Origin of the sequence: Nocardioides sp. NPDC004968 (assembly GCF_040608935.1) — a bacterium.
Taxonomy (GTDB): domain Bacteria; phylum Actinomycetota; class Actinomycetes; order Propionibacteriales; family Nocardioidaceae; genus Nocardioides.
Genome location: NZ_JBEXJF010000047.1, coordinates 1 through 13952 on the forward strand (window position 1 = coordinate 1; position 13952 = coordinate 13952).

At 68.2% G+C, this 13952-nt stretch carries 13 protein-coding genes; 1 reads left to right on the forward strand and 12 read right to left on the reverse strand.

What is annotated here, in order from left to right:
- Positions 1–93: 93 nt before the first annotated feature.
- The 11 genes from metK to ABZU72_RS26140 form a co-directional block, all read right to left on the reverse strand.
- Positions 94–1293 (reverse strand): methionine adenosyltransferase, encoded by a 1200-nt coding sequence (gene metK, locus ABZU72_RS26090; protein WP_355021691.1) that lies wholly within the window; start codon positions 1291–1293, stop codon positions 94–96.
- 129 nt (positions 1294–1422) lie between these two features.
- Complete coding sequence (gene coaBC, locus ABZU72_RS26095; RefSeq protein ID WP_355021692.1) at positions 1423–2634, reverse strand: bifunctional phosphopantothenoylcysteine decarboxylase/phosphopantothenate--cysteine ligase CoaBC; 1212 nt, start codon at positions 2632–2634, stop codon at positions 1423–1425.
- 70 nt (positions 2635–2704) lie between these two features.
- Positions 2705–3031 (reverse strand): DNA-directed RNA polymerase subunit omega, encoded by a 327-nt coding sequence (gene rpoZ / locus ABZU72_RS26100; protein WP_160022984.1) that lies wholly within the window; start codon positions 3029–3031, stop codon positions 2705–2707.
- Positions 3032–3038: 7 nt separating this feature from the next.
- Positions 3039–3674, reverse strand: coding sequence for a guanylate kinase (gmk, locus tag ABZU72_RS26105; protein WP_355021693.1), 636 nt, complete (start codon positions 3672–3674; stop codon positions 3039–3041).
- Positions 3671–3991 carry an integration host factor, actinobacterial type gene (mihF, locus tag ABZU72_RS26110; RefSeq protein ID WP_168381123.1) on the reverse strand — a complete coding sequence of 107 codons (321 nt, stop codon included), beginning with the start codon at positions 3989–3991 and terminating at the stop codon, positions 3671–3673. The genes gmk and mihF overlap by 4 nt, the downstream gene beginning before the upstream one ends.
- Positions 3992–4155: 164 nt before the next feature.
- Positions 4156–4605: a hypothetical protein gene (locus ABZU72_RS26115; protein ID WP_355021694.1), complete on the reverse strand. Its 450-nt coding sequence runs from the start codon at positions 4603–4605 to the stop codon at positions 4156–4158.
- A gap of 12 nt (positions 4606–4617) precedes the next feature.
- Positions 4618–5445, reverse strand: coding sequence for an orotidine-5'-phosphate decarboxylase (gene pyrF / locus ABZU72_RS26120; RefSeq protein ID WP_355021695.1), 828 nt, complete (start codon positions 5443–5445; stop codon positions 4618–4620).
- Positions 5442–6482, reverse strand: a complete 1041-nt coding sequence (locus tag ABZU72_RS26125; RefSeq protein ID WP_355021696.1) for a quinone-dependent dihydroorotate dehydrogenase — start codon at positions 6480–6482, stop codon at positions 5442–5444. The genes pyrF and ABZU72_RS26125 overlap by 4 nt, the downstream gene beginning before the upstream one ends.
- Positions 6479–9814, reverse strand: a complete 3336-nt coding sequence (gene carB / locus ABZU72_RS26130) for a carbamoyl-phosphate synthase large subunit (RefSeq protein ID WP_355021697.1) — start codon at positions 9812–9814, stop codon at positions 6479–6481. The genes ABZU72_RS26125 and carB overlap by 4 nt, the downstream gene beginning before the upstream one ends.
- 3 nt (positions 9815–9817) lie before the next feature.
- Positions 9818–10969 (reverse strand): glutamine-hydrolyzing carbamoyl-phosphate synthase small subunit, encoded by a 1152-nt coding sequence (carA, locus tag ABZU72_RS26135; protein ID WP_355021698.1) that lies wholly within the window; start codon positions 10967–10969, stop codon positions 9818–9820.
- 156 nt (positions 10970–11125) lie between these two features.
- On the reverse strand, positions 11126–12106 hold the full coding sequence (locus ABZU72_RS26140) for an AIM24 family protein (RefSeq protein ID WP_355021699.1): 981 nt from the start codon (positions 12104–12106) through the stop codon (positions 11126–11128).
- 340 nt (positions 12107–12446) lie between these two features.
- Between ABZU72_RS26140 and ABZU72_RS26145 the strand changes: the two genes are divergently transcribed.
- Positions 12447–13448 carry a PDDEXK nuclease domain-containing protein gene (locus ABZU72_RS26145; RefSeq protein ID WP_355021700.1) on the forward strand — a complete coding sequence of 334 codons (1002 nt, stop codon included), beginning with the start codon at positions 12447–12449 and terminating at the stop codon, positions 13446–13448.
- 3 nt (positions 13449–13451) lie between these two features.
- On the opposite strand, the gene ABZU72_RS26150 is transcribed toward ABZU72_RS26145, so the two are convergent.
- Positions 13452–13667 (reverse strand): hypothetical protein, encoded by a 216-nt coding sequence (locus tag ABZU72_RS26150; RefSeq protein ID WP_355021701.1) that lies wholly within the window; start codon positions 13665–13667, stop codon positions 13452–13454.
- Positions 13668–13952 lie beyond the last annotated feature (285 nt).

Sequence of the window (13952 nt, forward strand, 5' to 3'; positions counted from 1 at the left end):
CGGGCGCCGGACTTCTCCGGCTTTTCCTGCGCTTCTCAGGTGTTGCAACGCCAGAGAAGTGCAGGAATACCCGGTTAACCGGGTATTCCTACCTCAGGCGCCAGCCGCAGCCTTGAGGGCGTCGGCGCGGTCGGTGCGCTCCCAGGTGAACTCGGGGAGCTCGCGGCCGAAGTGACCGTACGCAGCGGTCTTGGCGTAGATCGGGCGGAGCAGGTCGAGGTCGCGCAGGATCGCGGCCGGGCGGAGGTCGAAGACCTCGAGGACGGCCTTCTGGATGTTGGCCTCGGGCACGGTGTGGGTGCCGAAGGTCTCCACGAAGACGCCGACGGGCTGGGCCTTGCCGATGGCGTAGGCGACCTGGACCTCGGCGCGACGGGCCAGGCCCGCGGCGACGATGTTCTTGGCCACCCAGCGCATGGCGTACGCAGCCGACCGGTCGACCTTCGACGGGTCCTTGCCCGAGAAGGCGCCGCCGCCGTGGCGGGCCATGCCGCCGTAGGTGTCGACGATGATCTTGCGGCCGGTCAGGCCTGCGTCACCCATCGGGCCACCGACGACGAAGCGGCCGGTCGGGTTGATGTGGAGCTTGTAGCCGTCGAAGGGAACCGACGACTTGAACTGCTCGAGCACCGGCTCGATGACGTACTTCTTGATGTCTGCGTGGAGCTGCTCCTGGGTGGTCTCCTCGGAGTGCTGCGTCGAGAGGACGACGGTGTCCACGCGGACGGCCTTGTTCTCGTCGTCGTACTCGATGGTGACCTGGGTCTTGCCGTCGGGGCGCAGGTAGTCCAGCGTGCCGTCCTTGCGGACCTCGGTCAGCTTCTCGGCCAGCGTCTGCGCGATCTTGATGGGCAGCGGGAACAGCTCGGGCGTGTCGTCGCAGGCGTAGCCGAACATCAGGCCCTGGTCGCCGGCACCCTGCAGGTCGAGCTCGTCGACCGAGCTCTCCAGGCGGTGCTCCTCGGCGGTGTCGACGCCCTGGGCGATGTCCTGGCTCTGGGCGCCGATGGCGACCTGGACACCGCAGGAGTGACCGTCGAAGCCCTTGAGAGAGGAGTCGTAGCCGATGTCGAGGATCTTCTGGCGCACGAGCTGAGCGACCGGCGCGTAGGCGTCGGTGGTCACCTCGCCGGCGACGACGACGAGGCCGGTGGTGAGCAGGGTCTCGACAGCCACCCGGCTCTTGGGGTCGTGCTCGAGCAGGTAGTCGAGCACGGTGTCGCTGATCTGGTCGGCGATCTTGTCCGGGTGCCCCTCGGTCACCGACTCCGACGTGAAGAGACGTCCGGTCACGTGTAGCTCCGTTTCAAAGGTTCGTGTGGGTTGAACAGGTAGGCAAACGTCAATCGTTCTGGTCGACAAACATAGACCCCGAAACCCAGGACCGCAGGGGTGGTCCTCATCGTGGCGCGTGGCGTGTCGTCAGTTTGTACGTTGTTCATCCAGGCGTAAGGAGATCTGGTCCCAGATCACCGCTGCGAGGGCGGATTTCGCCCCTTCCTGCACGTCGACGTGGCCTCCGTCGGCGCCCAGGATGACCGCCTTGTTGACCTCGCTGCCGAAGACCGCGCCGCCGCTGACGTCGTTGACGACGAGCAGGTCGCAGCCCTTCCGCTTCAGCTTGGCCGTGGCGAGCTCGAGCACCGAGCCGGTCTCATCGCCCGTCTCCGCCGCGAATCCCACGATCACCTGACCGGGTTTGGTCCGGTGGTGGGAGATCTCGGCCAGGATGTCGGGGTTCTGCATCAGCTCGATCGTCGGCGCCGACCCGTCGGCGGCCTTCTTGATCTTGGCCTCGCTCACCCCGGTCGGCCGGAAGTCGGCCGGGGCGGCGGCCATGACGACCGCGTCCGCACCGGTGGCCGCGGAGACCACGGCGTCGCGCAGCTCAGCGGTCGTGCCGACACGTACGACCTTCAGGCCGGCCGGGTCGGGCAGGGTCACGTTGGCGGCGACCAGGGTCACCTCGGCACCGCGGGCGGCGGCGGCGCGGGCGATGGCATAGCCCTGGAGCCCGGACGAGCGGTTGCCGAGGAAGCGGACCGGGTCCAGGTACTCCCGGGTGCCGCCCGCCGAGACGACGACACGACGACCGACGAGGTCGGCACGCCCGCCATGGGCGAGGACGGCACGGGAGAGCTCGAAGATCTCGGCCGGCTCGGGCAGGCGGCCCTTGCCGGTGTCCTTGCCGGTCAGTCGGCCCTCGGCGGGCTCGATGACGATGTTGCCGCGCTCGCGCAGGGTGGCGACGTTGGCCTGGGTCGCCGGGTGCTCCCACATCTCGGTGTGCATCGCCGGGGCGAACACGACCGGGCAGCGTGCGGTGAGCAGTACGTTGCTGAGCAGATCGTCCGCGAGGCCGTGGGCCGCGCGGGCGAGCGTGTTCGCGGTCGCGGGCGCGACCACGACGAGGTCGGCCTGCTGCCCGATGCGTACGTGCGGGACCTCGGTGATGTTCTCGAAGACGCCGGTGGCGATCTCCTTGCCCGACAGCGCCGCCCAGGTGGGGGCGCCGACGAACTCGAGGGCGGCGGCCGTGGGGACCACGGTCACGTCATGGCCGGACTCGGTGAACCGGCGTAGCAGCTCGGCCGCTTTATAGGCGGCGATGCCGCCGGCGACCCCTAAGACCACGCGCGGCCGCTCCCCCTCGAGGGGAGCGGCCGAAGTGGTGCTGTTGGTGGACAGCGGAGGACCTGGACGATCAGGCGTCGCCGGCAGGCGCCTCGGCAGCGGCAGCCTGAGCCGCAGCCTGGGCGGCCAGCTCGGCCGGGTCGATGTCCTCGCAGGTCAGCAGGTCCTCGTTGATCTCGCGCAGCGCGATCGAGAGGGGCTTCTCCTGAACGTGGGTGTCGACCAGGGGGCCGACGTACTCGAGGAGGCCTTCGCCGAGCTGGGAGTAGTAGGCGTTGATCTGGCGAGCCCGCTGGGCGCTGTAGAGAACCAGCTTGTACTTGCTGTCGGTCTTCGTCAGCAGGTCGTCGATCGAGGGGTTGGTCACGCCCTGGGCGTCGATCTGAGGGGCAGCCACGTGAGCCTCACTTGTCGGCTTGGTCGGATTTCTTGCTCGGAAGCCCGAGCGTCATCAAGGTTACCAACTCATCGGCTGCCTGATGAACTTCGTGGTTCACGATCGTGACGTCGAACTCCTTCTCCGCCGCCAGTTCGACCCGCGCGGTCTCCAGGCGGCGCTCCCGCTCGGCCTCGGTCTCGGTGCCTCGACCGACCAGCCGGCGTACGAGCTCTTCCCAGCTCGGCGGGGCCAGGAAGACGAAGATCGCCTCGGGCATGGTCTCGCGTACGAGCCGGGCGCCCTGCAGGTCGATCTCGAGCATCGCCGGGCGTCCTTCGGCAAGCGCCTTGTCGACGGGGCCACGAGGGGTGCCGTAGCGGGCCATGTTGTGGACCGTGGCCCACTCCAGCAGCTCGCCACCGGCGATCATCGCGTCGAACTCCTCGTCGGAGACGAACAGGTAGTGCACCCCGTTGACCTCGCCCGCGCGAGGCTTCCGGGTGGTCGCCGAAACGGACAAGAAGACCTCGGGGTGGTCGTCGCGCACCGCCGCGGAGACGGTGCCCTTGCCGACCGCGGTCGGACCGGCCAGGACGACCAGTCGCTTCTCGTGGCCTTCGCCGGCACCGGCCGGGGTCTTCTCGTCCGTCATCAGACTCATCGGCGAGCGAACTCCTCGACCAGCGCGGCCACCTGCTTGGGGCCGAGGCCCTGCACACGGCGGCTCATCGCGATGCCGAGACGCTCCATCATCTGGGTTGCCCGCACCTCACCGAGGCCGGGGTGGGAGGTCAGCAGGTCGATGACCTTCATCTTGCCGACGACCTCGTTCTTCTTCCCTTCCTCGATGACCTCGAGGACGGACATGCCGCCAGTGCGGACCTTGTTCTTGACAGCAGCCCTCTCCTGGCGCGAGGCCGCGGCTTTGACGAGCGCGGCAGCGCGCTGTTCAGGGGTGATGTCCGGAGGCAGAGCCACGAAGACTCCCTTTCACGATCAAGTGTGTAGTCGACAGGGCAACCGGGGCGCGCGGTACAGGGATCGTGCCCCCCGGCTGAGCGCTGAAAGTAAGCGCTCGCGCCAATCTAGCCATTACGTTGCCGGGGCGGCAATCGGGGTCGCCTAACTCGTGTCCATTCGGTTCACAGGGTCAAGGACGTGTGACACACGTCCCGGGCCTGCTGCTGGACGCGTACGGACGCCTCCTGCGTCTTCGTGCTGCTCACCTTCGTGGCCGCGTCGGCGATCTTCTTCGCCTCGGCGTCGCTGACGCCCTCGGGCGGCTCGCCGTTCTCGAAGTCGTCGGCCGAGACGCCGGCGTCCTCCAGAGCCGTGCTGAGCCCCGAGATCGCCCCCGTGAGCGTCTTCCAGTCCTTCACGATGTCGTCGGGCGCATTGCGCTCGAGGTCCTCGAAGATCGGCAGGGCGGCGATCAGTCCGCTGGTGCCGTCCTCCCCCAGGGTGTTCGTCAGCTGCTCCTGGTGGCCCCTGAGGGACTCGCAGTAGTCGTCGATCGGATCGCCGCACGAGCTCAGGCCCGTGGCGAGGATCGGCAGGACGAGGAGCTGGGCGGCCATCCGGAGACTGGTCATGGCGCCAGTGTCTCAGCCGAGCTCGTCTCGCAGCCTCAGGGCCTCGTCGCGCAGCGCGGCCACGTCCGGGCCCTTGCGCAGCAGTCCGCGGCTGGTGCTGGCGACCACGTTGGCGTTGGCGGAACCGAAGATCCGGGCCAGGTCGCCCGGGGTGCCGCCCTGCTCACCGAAGCCCGGCGCCAGGATGGGGCCGTTGAACCCGAAGTCGTACGCCACCCCAGCACCGTCCGCGCCGTCGATCGTCGCGCCGACGACCGCGCCGAAGGAGCCCAGCGGCGTCTCGGCCTCGTTCAGCCGGCGCAGGTGGTCGAGCATGACCCGGCCGACGCTGCGGCCGTCCTCGACCGTCGCGTGCTGCACCTCGGGGCCCTCTTTGTTGGAGGTCAGGGCGAGCACGAACAGACCGGCGTCGAACTTCGTGGCCGTCTCGACGAACGGAGTCAGCGAGCCGAAGCCCAGATAGGGGCTCACGGTCACCGCGTCGCTGCCGAGCGGGCTCGCGGGATCGAGGTAGGCGTCGGCGTACGCCTGGCTGGTGGAGCCGATGTCACCGCGCTTGATGTCGAGGAGCACCAGCGCGCCGGCAGCCTTCGACTCGGCGATGACCCGCTCCAGCACCGCGACGCCACGCGAGCCGAAACGCTCGTAGAACGCGCTCTGCGGCTTGACGACGGGGACGTAGGGGGCCAGGCCCTCGACCGCGGTCAGGGCGAACCTCTCCAGGCCGGCGAGGTCGTCGTTCAGCCCCCAGTCCAGGAGCAGCGCGGCGTGCGGGTCGATCCCGGCGCAGAGCCTCCCCCGCTCCGCGAGGGCGGTCGCGTAGCGGGCACCGAACGTCATCGAGCCACTCCGTTCGCGATCCGGCGGGCGTAGCCGGGACCTTCGTAGATGAACCCGGTGTAGCCCTGGAGCAGGTCGGCACCGGCGTCGAGGCGCTCGCGGGCGTCCTCGACGGTGGCGATGCCACCGACCCCGACCAGGGTCATCTCGGGGCTGACCCGGCTGCGGAGCAGCCGCAGGACGTCGAGCGCGCGCGCCTTGAGCGGGGCGCCGGAGAGACCGCCGGCACCGGCCGCGGTGATGTCGGCGGGCGCAGAGGCGAGGTGCTCGCGGCCGATGGTGGTGTTGGTCGCGATGATCCCGTCCAGGCCGATCGCGCTGGCCAGGTCGGCGACCTCGACGACGTCGGAATCGGCCAGGTCGGGGGCGATCTTCACCAGCAGCGGGACCCTGTGCTTGGTGACCTGGTCGGCGATGGAGCGGACGTGCTCCAGCAGCGGCTGCAGCTTCTCGACCGACTGCAGGCTGCGCAGGCCGGGCGTGTTGGGCGAGGAGACGTTGACCACCAGGTAGTCGGCGTACGGAGCCAGCAGCCGGGCCGACTTGGCGTAGTCGGCCTCGACGGCCGCCTGGTCGTCCTCCGGGACGAGCTTGGTCTTGCCGATATTGATGCCGAGGACCGGCCCGCCGGCCGCCGTGCCACGGCGCTCCAGACGGCTCGCCAGCCGGGCGGCCACCTCCTCGGCGCCGTCGTTGTTGAAGCCCATCCGGTTGATCACGGCGCGGTCGGCGGGCAGCCGGAAGAGGCGCGGCGCCGGGTTGCCCGGCTGCCCCTCCCCCGTGACCGTGCCGATCTCGACGTGCCCGAAGCCGAGCCCGCCCAGCGCGTCGATCCCGACCGCGTTCTTGTCGAAGCCCGCGGCCAGGCCGATCACGTTCGGGAAGGTGAGCCCCATCGCGTGCACCGGGGATCCCGGCGTACGTGTCCTGGACAGCGCCGGGCCGGCCGCGCGGATCGCGGCGAACGCCTGCTGGTGGGCACGCTCCGGATCCGTCTTCGTCAGAACCTTGTCGAACAGGGTCCGGTAGGCCTTCATGTGGCGGACACCCCGCCGTCGTGGTGACCGACGACGTCGCGCCACTCCTGAAGGCTGCGTACGTCGATCTCACCGCGCCGCAGCGCCTCGATGCCCTGCACGGCGGCGCCGAGGCCCTGGACCGTGGTGATGCAGGCGATGTTGGCCATCACCGCGGCGGTGCGGATCTCGTAGCCGTCCATCCGGGCCGACTTGGCGTTGGAGGTGCCGTTGGGCGTGTTGATGACCAGGTCGACCTCGCCGTCGAGAATCCGCTGGACGGTGGTCTTCTCGCCATCGGGCCCGGTGCCCTCGGAGTGCTTGCGCATCAGCCGCGACGGCACGCCGTTGCGGCGCAGCACCTCGGCGGTGCCCTCGGTCGCGAAGATCTCGAAGCCGTGGTCGGCGAGCACCTTGATCGGGAAGATCATGGTGCGCTTGTCGCGGTTGGCCATCGACACGAAGATCCGGCCCTGGGTCGGCAGCGGGCCGAACGCACCGGCCTGACTCTTGGCGAAGGCGCGCCCGAAGTCGGAGTCGAGCCCCATCACCTCGCCGGTCGACTTCATCTCCGGGCCGAGCACGGTGTCGACCTGCTGACCCTCCGGGGTGCGGAACCGGTTGAACGGCATGACCGCTTCCTTGACCGCGATCGGCTGGTTGGGCGGCAGCGCTCCCCCGTCCCCGGTTGTGGGAAGTACGCCCGCAGAACGGAGGGCCGCGATCGACTCGCCGAGCATCACCCGCGCTGCGGCCTTGGCCAGCGGGGTCGCGGTCGCCTTGGAGACGAACGGGACCGTGCGGGAGGCGCGCGGGTTGGCCTCGATGACGTAGAGCACGTCGGAGCCGAGGGCGTATTGGATGTTGAGCAGACCGCGTACGCCGACGCCTTCGGCGATCGCCAGGGTGGCCACGCGGATGCGCTCGACCTCGGCGGCGCCGAGGGTGATCGGCGGCAGCGCGCAGGAGGAGTCGCCGGAGTGGATCCCGGCCTCCTCGATGTGCTCCATCACGCCGCCCAGGAACAGCTCGGTGCCGTCGTAAAGGGCGTCGACGTCGATCTCGACGGCGTCGTCGACGAACTTGTCGACCATCACCGGCTTGTCCGGAGTGACCTCGGTGGCGGCTTCGATGTAGGAGCGCAGCGCCTCGTCGTCGTAGACGATCTGCATGCCGCGCCCACCGAGGACGTAAGACGGACGCACCAGGACCGGGTAGCCGATCTCGGCGGCGATCTCGCGGGCCTCGTTGAACGTGGTGGCCATGCCGTGCTTCGGCGCGACCAGGCCGGCCTTGTGGAGCACCCGGCCGAAGGCACCGCGCTCCTCGGCGAGGTGGATTGCCTCGGGGCTGGTGCCCACGATCGGCACCCCGTTGTCCTTGAGCGCCTGCGCGAGCCCGAGCGGGGTCTGGCCACCGAGCTGGCAGATGACTCCGACCACCGGTCCGGCCTGCTGCTCGGCGTGGACGATCTCGAGCACGTCCTCCAGGGTGAGCGGCTCGAAGTAGAGCCGGTCGGAGGTGTCGTAGTCGGTGGAGACAGTCTCCGGGTTGCAGTTGACCATGACGGTCTCGTAGCCGGCCTCGCTCAGCGCGAGGGAGGCGTGCACGCACGAGTAGTCGAACTCGATCCCCTGCCCGATCCGGTTGGGCCCGGAACCGAGGATGATCACGGCCTCCTTCTCCCGGGACGCGACCTCGGTCTCCTCGTCGTAGGAGGAGTAGTGGTAGGGCGTACGCGCCTCGAACTCGGCCGCGCAGGTGTCGACCGTCTTGTAGACCGGGCGGATGTTCAGCGCGTGGCGTACGCCTCGGACCACGTCCGCCGTCATGCCGCGCATCTTCCCCAGCTGGTAGTCGGAGAAGCCGTGGCGCTTGGCATAGCGAAGCACGTCGGCAGTCAGCTCGGGCGCTGCGATGATCTCCTGGGCGATCTCGTTGATCAGGAAGAGCTGGTCGACGAACCAGGGGTCGATCTTGGTGCTCTCGAAGATCTCCTCCGGCGTCGCACCGGAGCGGATCGCGTCCATGACCCGCTTGAGCCGGCCGTCGGTGGGGACCTTGATCTCCTCCAGCAGCGCGGGCTTGTCGAGCTCGATGACCTCCTGGGTCCAGTCGAAGACCGCCTCGGGCTTCTCCAGGCTTCGCAGCGCCTTCTGGAGGGCCTCGGTGAAGTTGCGGCCGATCGCCATCGCCTCGCCCACGCTCTTCATGTGGGTGGTCAGGGTCGTGTCTGCGCCCGGGAACTTCTCGAAGGCGAAGCGCGGGACCTTGACGACGACGTAGTCGAGGGTCGGCTCGAACGACGCGGCGGTCGAGCCGTTCGGCCCGGCGGTGATGTCGTTCTCGATCTCATCGAGGGTGTAGCCGATCGCGACCTTCGCGGCGATCTTGGCGATCGGGTAGCCGGTCGCCTTGGAGGCCAGCGCCGAGGAGCGCGAGACGCGGGGGTTCATCTCGATGACGATGATCCGGCCGTCGGCCGGGTTGACGGCGTACTGGATGTTGCAGCCGCCGGTGTCCACGCCCACGGCGCGGATGATGCCGATCGCCAGGTCGCGCAGCTTCTGGTACTCGCGGTCGGTCAGCGTCAACGCCGGGGCGACGGTGATCGAGTCGCCGGTGTGCACGCCCATCGGGTCGAGGTTCTCGATCGAGCAGACGATGACCGAGTTGTCCTTGCGGTCGCGCATGACCTCGAGCTCGTACTCCTTCCAGCCGAGGATGGACTCCTCCAGGAGCACCTCGGTGGTGGGGCTGGCCGCGAGGCCGGCGCCGCCCAGGCGCCGCAGCTCGGTCTCGTTGTACGCGAAGCCCGAGCCCGAGCCACCCATGGTGAAGCTCGGTCGGATGACCACGGGGTAGCCGAGCTGCTCGGCGCCGGCGAGCAGGTCGTCGATGCTGTGGCAGATGACCGACTTGGCGCTCTCACCGCCGAGCTCGGCGACGATCTTCTTGAACTCCTCGCGGTTCTCGCCGCGCTGGATGGCGTCGATGCTCGCACCGATCAGCTCGACGTCGTACTTCTCCAGGGTCCCGCGCTCGTCCAGCGCGACCGCGCAGTTGAGCGCGGTCTGGCCGCCGAGGGTCGCCAGGAGCGCGTCGGGGCGCTCCTTGGCGATGACCTTCTCGACGAACTCCGGGGTGATCGGCTCGACGTAGGTCGCGTCGGCGAACTCCGGGTCGGTCATGATCGTGGCCGGGTTGGAGTTGACCAGGACGACCCGGATCCCCTCCTCGCGCAGCACGCGACAGGCCTGGGTGCCGGAGTAGTCGAACTCGCAGGCCTGGCCGATGACGATCGGCCCGGAGCCGATCACGAGCACGGACTTGATGTCCTCGCGCTTGGGCATCGCTCAGACCTCCTTCGCCATGAGAGAGATGAACCGGTCGAAGAGGTAGGCGGCATCGTGCGGGCCGGCCGCGGCCTCCGGGTGGTACTGGACGGAGAAGCCCTTGAGCTTCCCGGTCTCGGCGTCCTTGAGCTCGAGGCCCTCGACGCAGTCGTCGTTGAGGTTGACGTGGGAGACGGTCGCGATGCCGTAGGGCGTCGTGGTCTCCTCGCCGATGGGTGCGTCGACGGCGAAGCCGTGGTTGTGGGCGGTCACCTCGACCTTGCGCGTGGTGAGGTCCATGACCGGCTGGTTGATCCCGCGGTGACCGTACTTCAGCTTGTACGTCCCGAAGCCCAGCGCGCGGCCGAAGAGCTGGTTGCCGAAGCAGATGCCGAAGTAGGGGATGTTCTCGGCGAGGGCCGACTCGAGCAGCTCCACCTGGCCGGTGGTCGCGGCCGGGTCGCCGGGGCCGTTGGAGTAGAAGAGTCCGTCGATGCCCCCAGATTCGGCATTGATGGCGAGGACGTCCTCGAGGGTCGCGGTCGCCGGGAGCACGTGGACCTCGATGCCGCGCTCGGCCATCCGCTCCGGGGTCATCTCCTTGATGCCCAGGTCGAGGGCCGCGACGGTGAACCGCTTCTCGCCCTTCGCGGGGACGACGTACGCCTCCTGGGTGCTGACCGCGTCGGAGAGGTTCGCACCGCTCATCTCCGCGCTGGCGAGCACCTTCTTCAGCAGGACCTCGGGGTCGGTCTCGATCGTCGAGATCCCGACGCGCATGGCGCCGCGCTCACGCAGGTGGCGGGTCAGGGCGCGGGTGTCGATCCCACTGATGCCGACCACGGACTGATCACGCAGGTCGTCGTCGAGGGTGCGCTGGGCGCGCCAGTTGGAGGGGACCCGGGCTGGGTCGCGTACGACGTATCCGGCCACCCAGATCCGACGGGACTCGGGGTCCTCGTCGTTCACGCCTGTGTTGCCGACGTGCGGGGCGGTCATCACGACCACCTGCTGGTGGTAGCTCGGGTCGGTCAGCGTCTCCTGGTAGCCCGTCATACCGGTGGAGAAGACCGCCTCGCCGAAGGTCTCACCCTCGGCGCCGAACGACTCTCCCCTAAACGTTCGACCATCCTCGAGTACGAGGAGTGCTTCTTTGTGGGCATGCAGCGGCACGCCGTACCTCCTTCTCCGCCTCACAGGACGGTGCTTAAAGGATGTCGGTCAACTTGCTGGTGACAGTATCAAGCAGATGCCGGTTGACGGCAGTTGGCGTCCGCCGCGTACGCCAGCACTGTGACGTACGCGGCATTCGGCCAGTTGCCGTCGGGCTCAGCTGTGCGAGTGGGGCGGCACGACCCCGCCCTCGGACGGCTGGACGATGACGAAGCCGGCGCCGTGGAAGGCCACCTGGAACGCCTCGCCGCTGCCCCGGCCGATGAGCGCACCGGCGGTCAACGACTTCTGCAGGCTGGTCTGCAGGCCGAGCGACCAGCCGACCACCGCGTTGGTGTCGGTGAAAGTCGGCGCCTCACCGGCGTTGAGAACGACCGGGTCACCCTCGGTGGTGACGGCGATCCAGCCGGTGCCGCGCAGCGTGGTGTTGAAGAGACCGCCGGTGAGCATGCCGGCGCCCTGGACCCGCTCGATGTTCCACTGCAGGCCCCCGGAGAAGGCCAGCACGTGGTCACCGTTGATCGAGATGCCGGAGTTGTTCAGCTGAAGGATGTGGACCTCCTTGGCCGCGTCGGCCAGGAAGACGTCGCCCTGGCCCTCGACGCCCATCAGGCTGAGGCCCTCACCGGTCACGGCCTTCTTGAGGAACTTCCCCACGCCTCCGCCCTGGTACTTGAACTGTACGTTGCCCTGATAGGCCACCATCGAGCCCTGGCGCGCCTGGAACGGCTCCCCGACGCGTACGCGCAGGAGCTTCTTGTTCTGCAGCACCGCGCCGCTGCCCTCGATCTCGGCGAAGCGGCCGTCGATCAGGTCACCCGAGATCCCGGCGAACGGGTCGCCCGTGGGCTGCTGGGCCTGCGCGGGCTGCTGACCGTACTGGGCGGCCTGCTGACCGTACTGGGCGGACGCGGACTGGGCCGGCTGCGCCTGGGCGCTCTCACCGTACGCAGCCTGCACCGCCTGCGCCGACCCGACCTGCGTCGGCGCCTCCTGCTCCACAGTGGCCTGAGGCGGCGTCAGGGGCGCCGTCGACTGCTGCCCGCCCGTGGAAACGTGCTCGGTCCACTGGCTCCCGTCGTAGTAGCGAAGCTCGGCCTGTCCGGTCGGGTCCGGGTACCACGCTGCGTCCGTCATCTCTAACCCTTGCGTTCACGGACCCACATCGGTCCTTCTCGACTCCATCCTGGCATGTGCTTGATGCGCGACTCACCGGTGTTCCACTCGGTCGCCCGATTCTGTGACCGAAATCCGGCCGAGGCGATCGGCCACGTGTCGCGGGCCTCGCACGCGGCGGACAGATGATCTAATCGTCTCAATCTAGGCGATCACTCCGAAGTACCGGGCCAGCCAGGTCTGCGAGAAGGGGCCGCCAGTCGCGAGGGTAAGTAATAGCGCCACAGGCGCCTCCAGGAGCGGCGAACGTACCGCCTGCAATCGCAGGCGGTGATTCGTACGCCTCCAAGGAGAACGACCCATGACTGACGACCTTTCACTGCCCGACGGCTACGCCGAGTGGCTCGGGGACCTCAAGGAGCGGATCCGTTCCGCGCGACAGCGGGCCGCGCTCGCCGTCAACACCGAACTTCTGCGTCTTTACTGGCAGATCGGCCGAGAGATCGCCGATCGCCAGGAAGCCCAGGGCTGGGGAGCAAAGGTAATTGCCAGGATCTCCCAAGACCTGCGTCTCGCCTTCCCCGATATGACTGGACTCTCCAAGCGCAACCTCGCCTATATGCGCGCGTTCGCACTGGCTTGGCCGGATCCGGAATTTGTGCAGCAGCCTGCTGCACAAATTCCGTGGACTCACCACCAGATGCTTCTCGACAAGTTCGACGAAGCCCAGCCACGGTTGGCCTATGCCGCGGCAGCTGTCGAACACGGCTGGTCGCGCAACGTGATGTCGATTCACATCGAGGCCCGCACTCTGGAGCGTTCCGGGCGTGGGATCACGAACTTCGAACGTACGCTTCCGCCCGAGACCTCTGATCTCGCTCGAGAGATCGTCAAGGACCCCTACAACTTCGAGTTCCTCGGCGTCGGCGGCGAAGCCATGGAGCGCGAGATCGAGAAGGCCCTGGTCGACCATGTCACCGAGTTCCTGGTCGAGCTCGGCGTCGGATTCGCGTACGTCGGGCGTCAGGTTTTGCTCGAGGTCGGTGGAGAGGACTTCTTCATCGATCTTCTCTTCTATCACCTGAAGCTGCGCTGCTACGTCGTCATCGAGCTCAAGGCAGGGAAGTTCAGGCCCGAGCACCTGGGGCAGCTCAACTTCTATCTGGCGGCGGTCGATGGGGAGATGGCGCATCCCGAGGATGCCCCGACGATCGGGATCCTGCTGTGCCAGAGCCGCAACCAGGTCGTCGCGGAGTACTCGCTGCGCGGTTCAGCCCAGTCGCTCGGAGTAGCCGAGTATCAGTTGCGGGCCAGTCTCCCGAGTATCGAGCGGCTCCAGCGGGAGTTGAGTGGTCCTGAGTGACGCTCAGGCGCCGAGGGTCTTCAGCTTGTCGAGCATCCGGCCCATGTGCGGGTCGAACAGCCCCGGGTCGGCGGCGCGGATCTCGGAGGGTGTCCACCAGCGCACACTGGCGTACTCCCTCTCGTCCGGCACCAACGGCCCCAGGTGGTCGTGGGCGAGGACGAACCAGAGGCTGACGTCGGTGTGCGGGTCCGGGCGGTCGGGCCGGGTCGTGGTCACAGTTGGCCGGCTCGGTCGGAGCGGTGGTGCGTCGGAAGACGTCGTTGGTCACGCACAACCACGCTGACGCGTCGGCGATGTGGCCGCTTTCGACCGGGTCCATCGGCTCGATCGAGTCCACCATGATCGTGATGTCGGTCAGCAGTCGGTCCTCCGGGCTCATGGTTGTGGACCATAGAGGCGAGCACCGACATCCCGGCCAGGGGTGGCGTCAGGTGAGTGCGACACGATGTGACGGTTCTCGCAGGTCATTGCGTTGCATGGTTGTGCACCGCTAGCGTTTCG

What these genes read in the sequence shown, in the direction of transcription:
- gmk (WP_355021693.1), bottom strand. Translation starts at nt 3,674, where the DNA reads ATGAGTCTGATGACGGACGAGAAGACCCCGGCCGGTGCCGGCGAAGGC.
- pyrF (WP_355021695.1), bottom strand. Translation starts at nt 5,445, where the DNA reads ATGACGTTCGGTGCCCGCTACGCGACCGCCCTCGCGGAGCGGGGGAGG.
- ABZU72_RS26115 (WP_355021694.1), bottom strand. Translation starts at nt 4,605, where the DNA reads ATGACCAGTCTCCGGATGGCCGCCCAGCTCCTCGTCCTGCCGATCCTC.
- ABZU72_RS26140 (WP_355021699.1), bottom strand. Translation starts at nt 12,106, where the DNA reads ATGACGGACGCAGCGTGGTACCCGGACCCGACCGGACAGGCCGAGCTT.
- carB (WP_355021697.1), bottom strand. Translation starts at nt 9,814, where the DNA reads ATGCCCAAGCGCGAGGACATCAAGTCCGTGCTCGTGATCGGCTCCGGG.
- ABZU72_RS26125 (WP_355021696.1), bottom strand. Translation starts at nt 6,482, where the DNA reads ATGAAGGCCTACCGGACCCTGTTCGACAAGGTTCTGACGAAGACGGAT.
- ABZU72_RS26145 (WP_355021700.1), top strand. Translation starts at nt 12,447, where the DNA reads ATGACTGACGACCTTTCACTGCCCGACGGCTACGCCGAGTGGCTCGGG.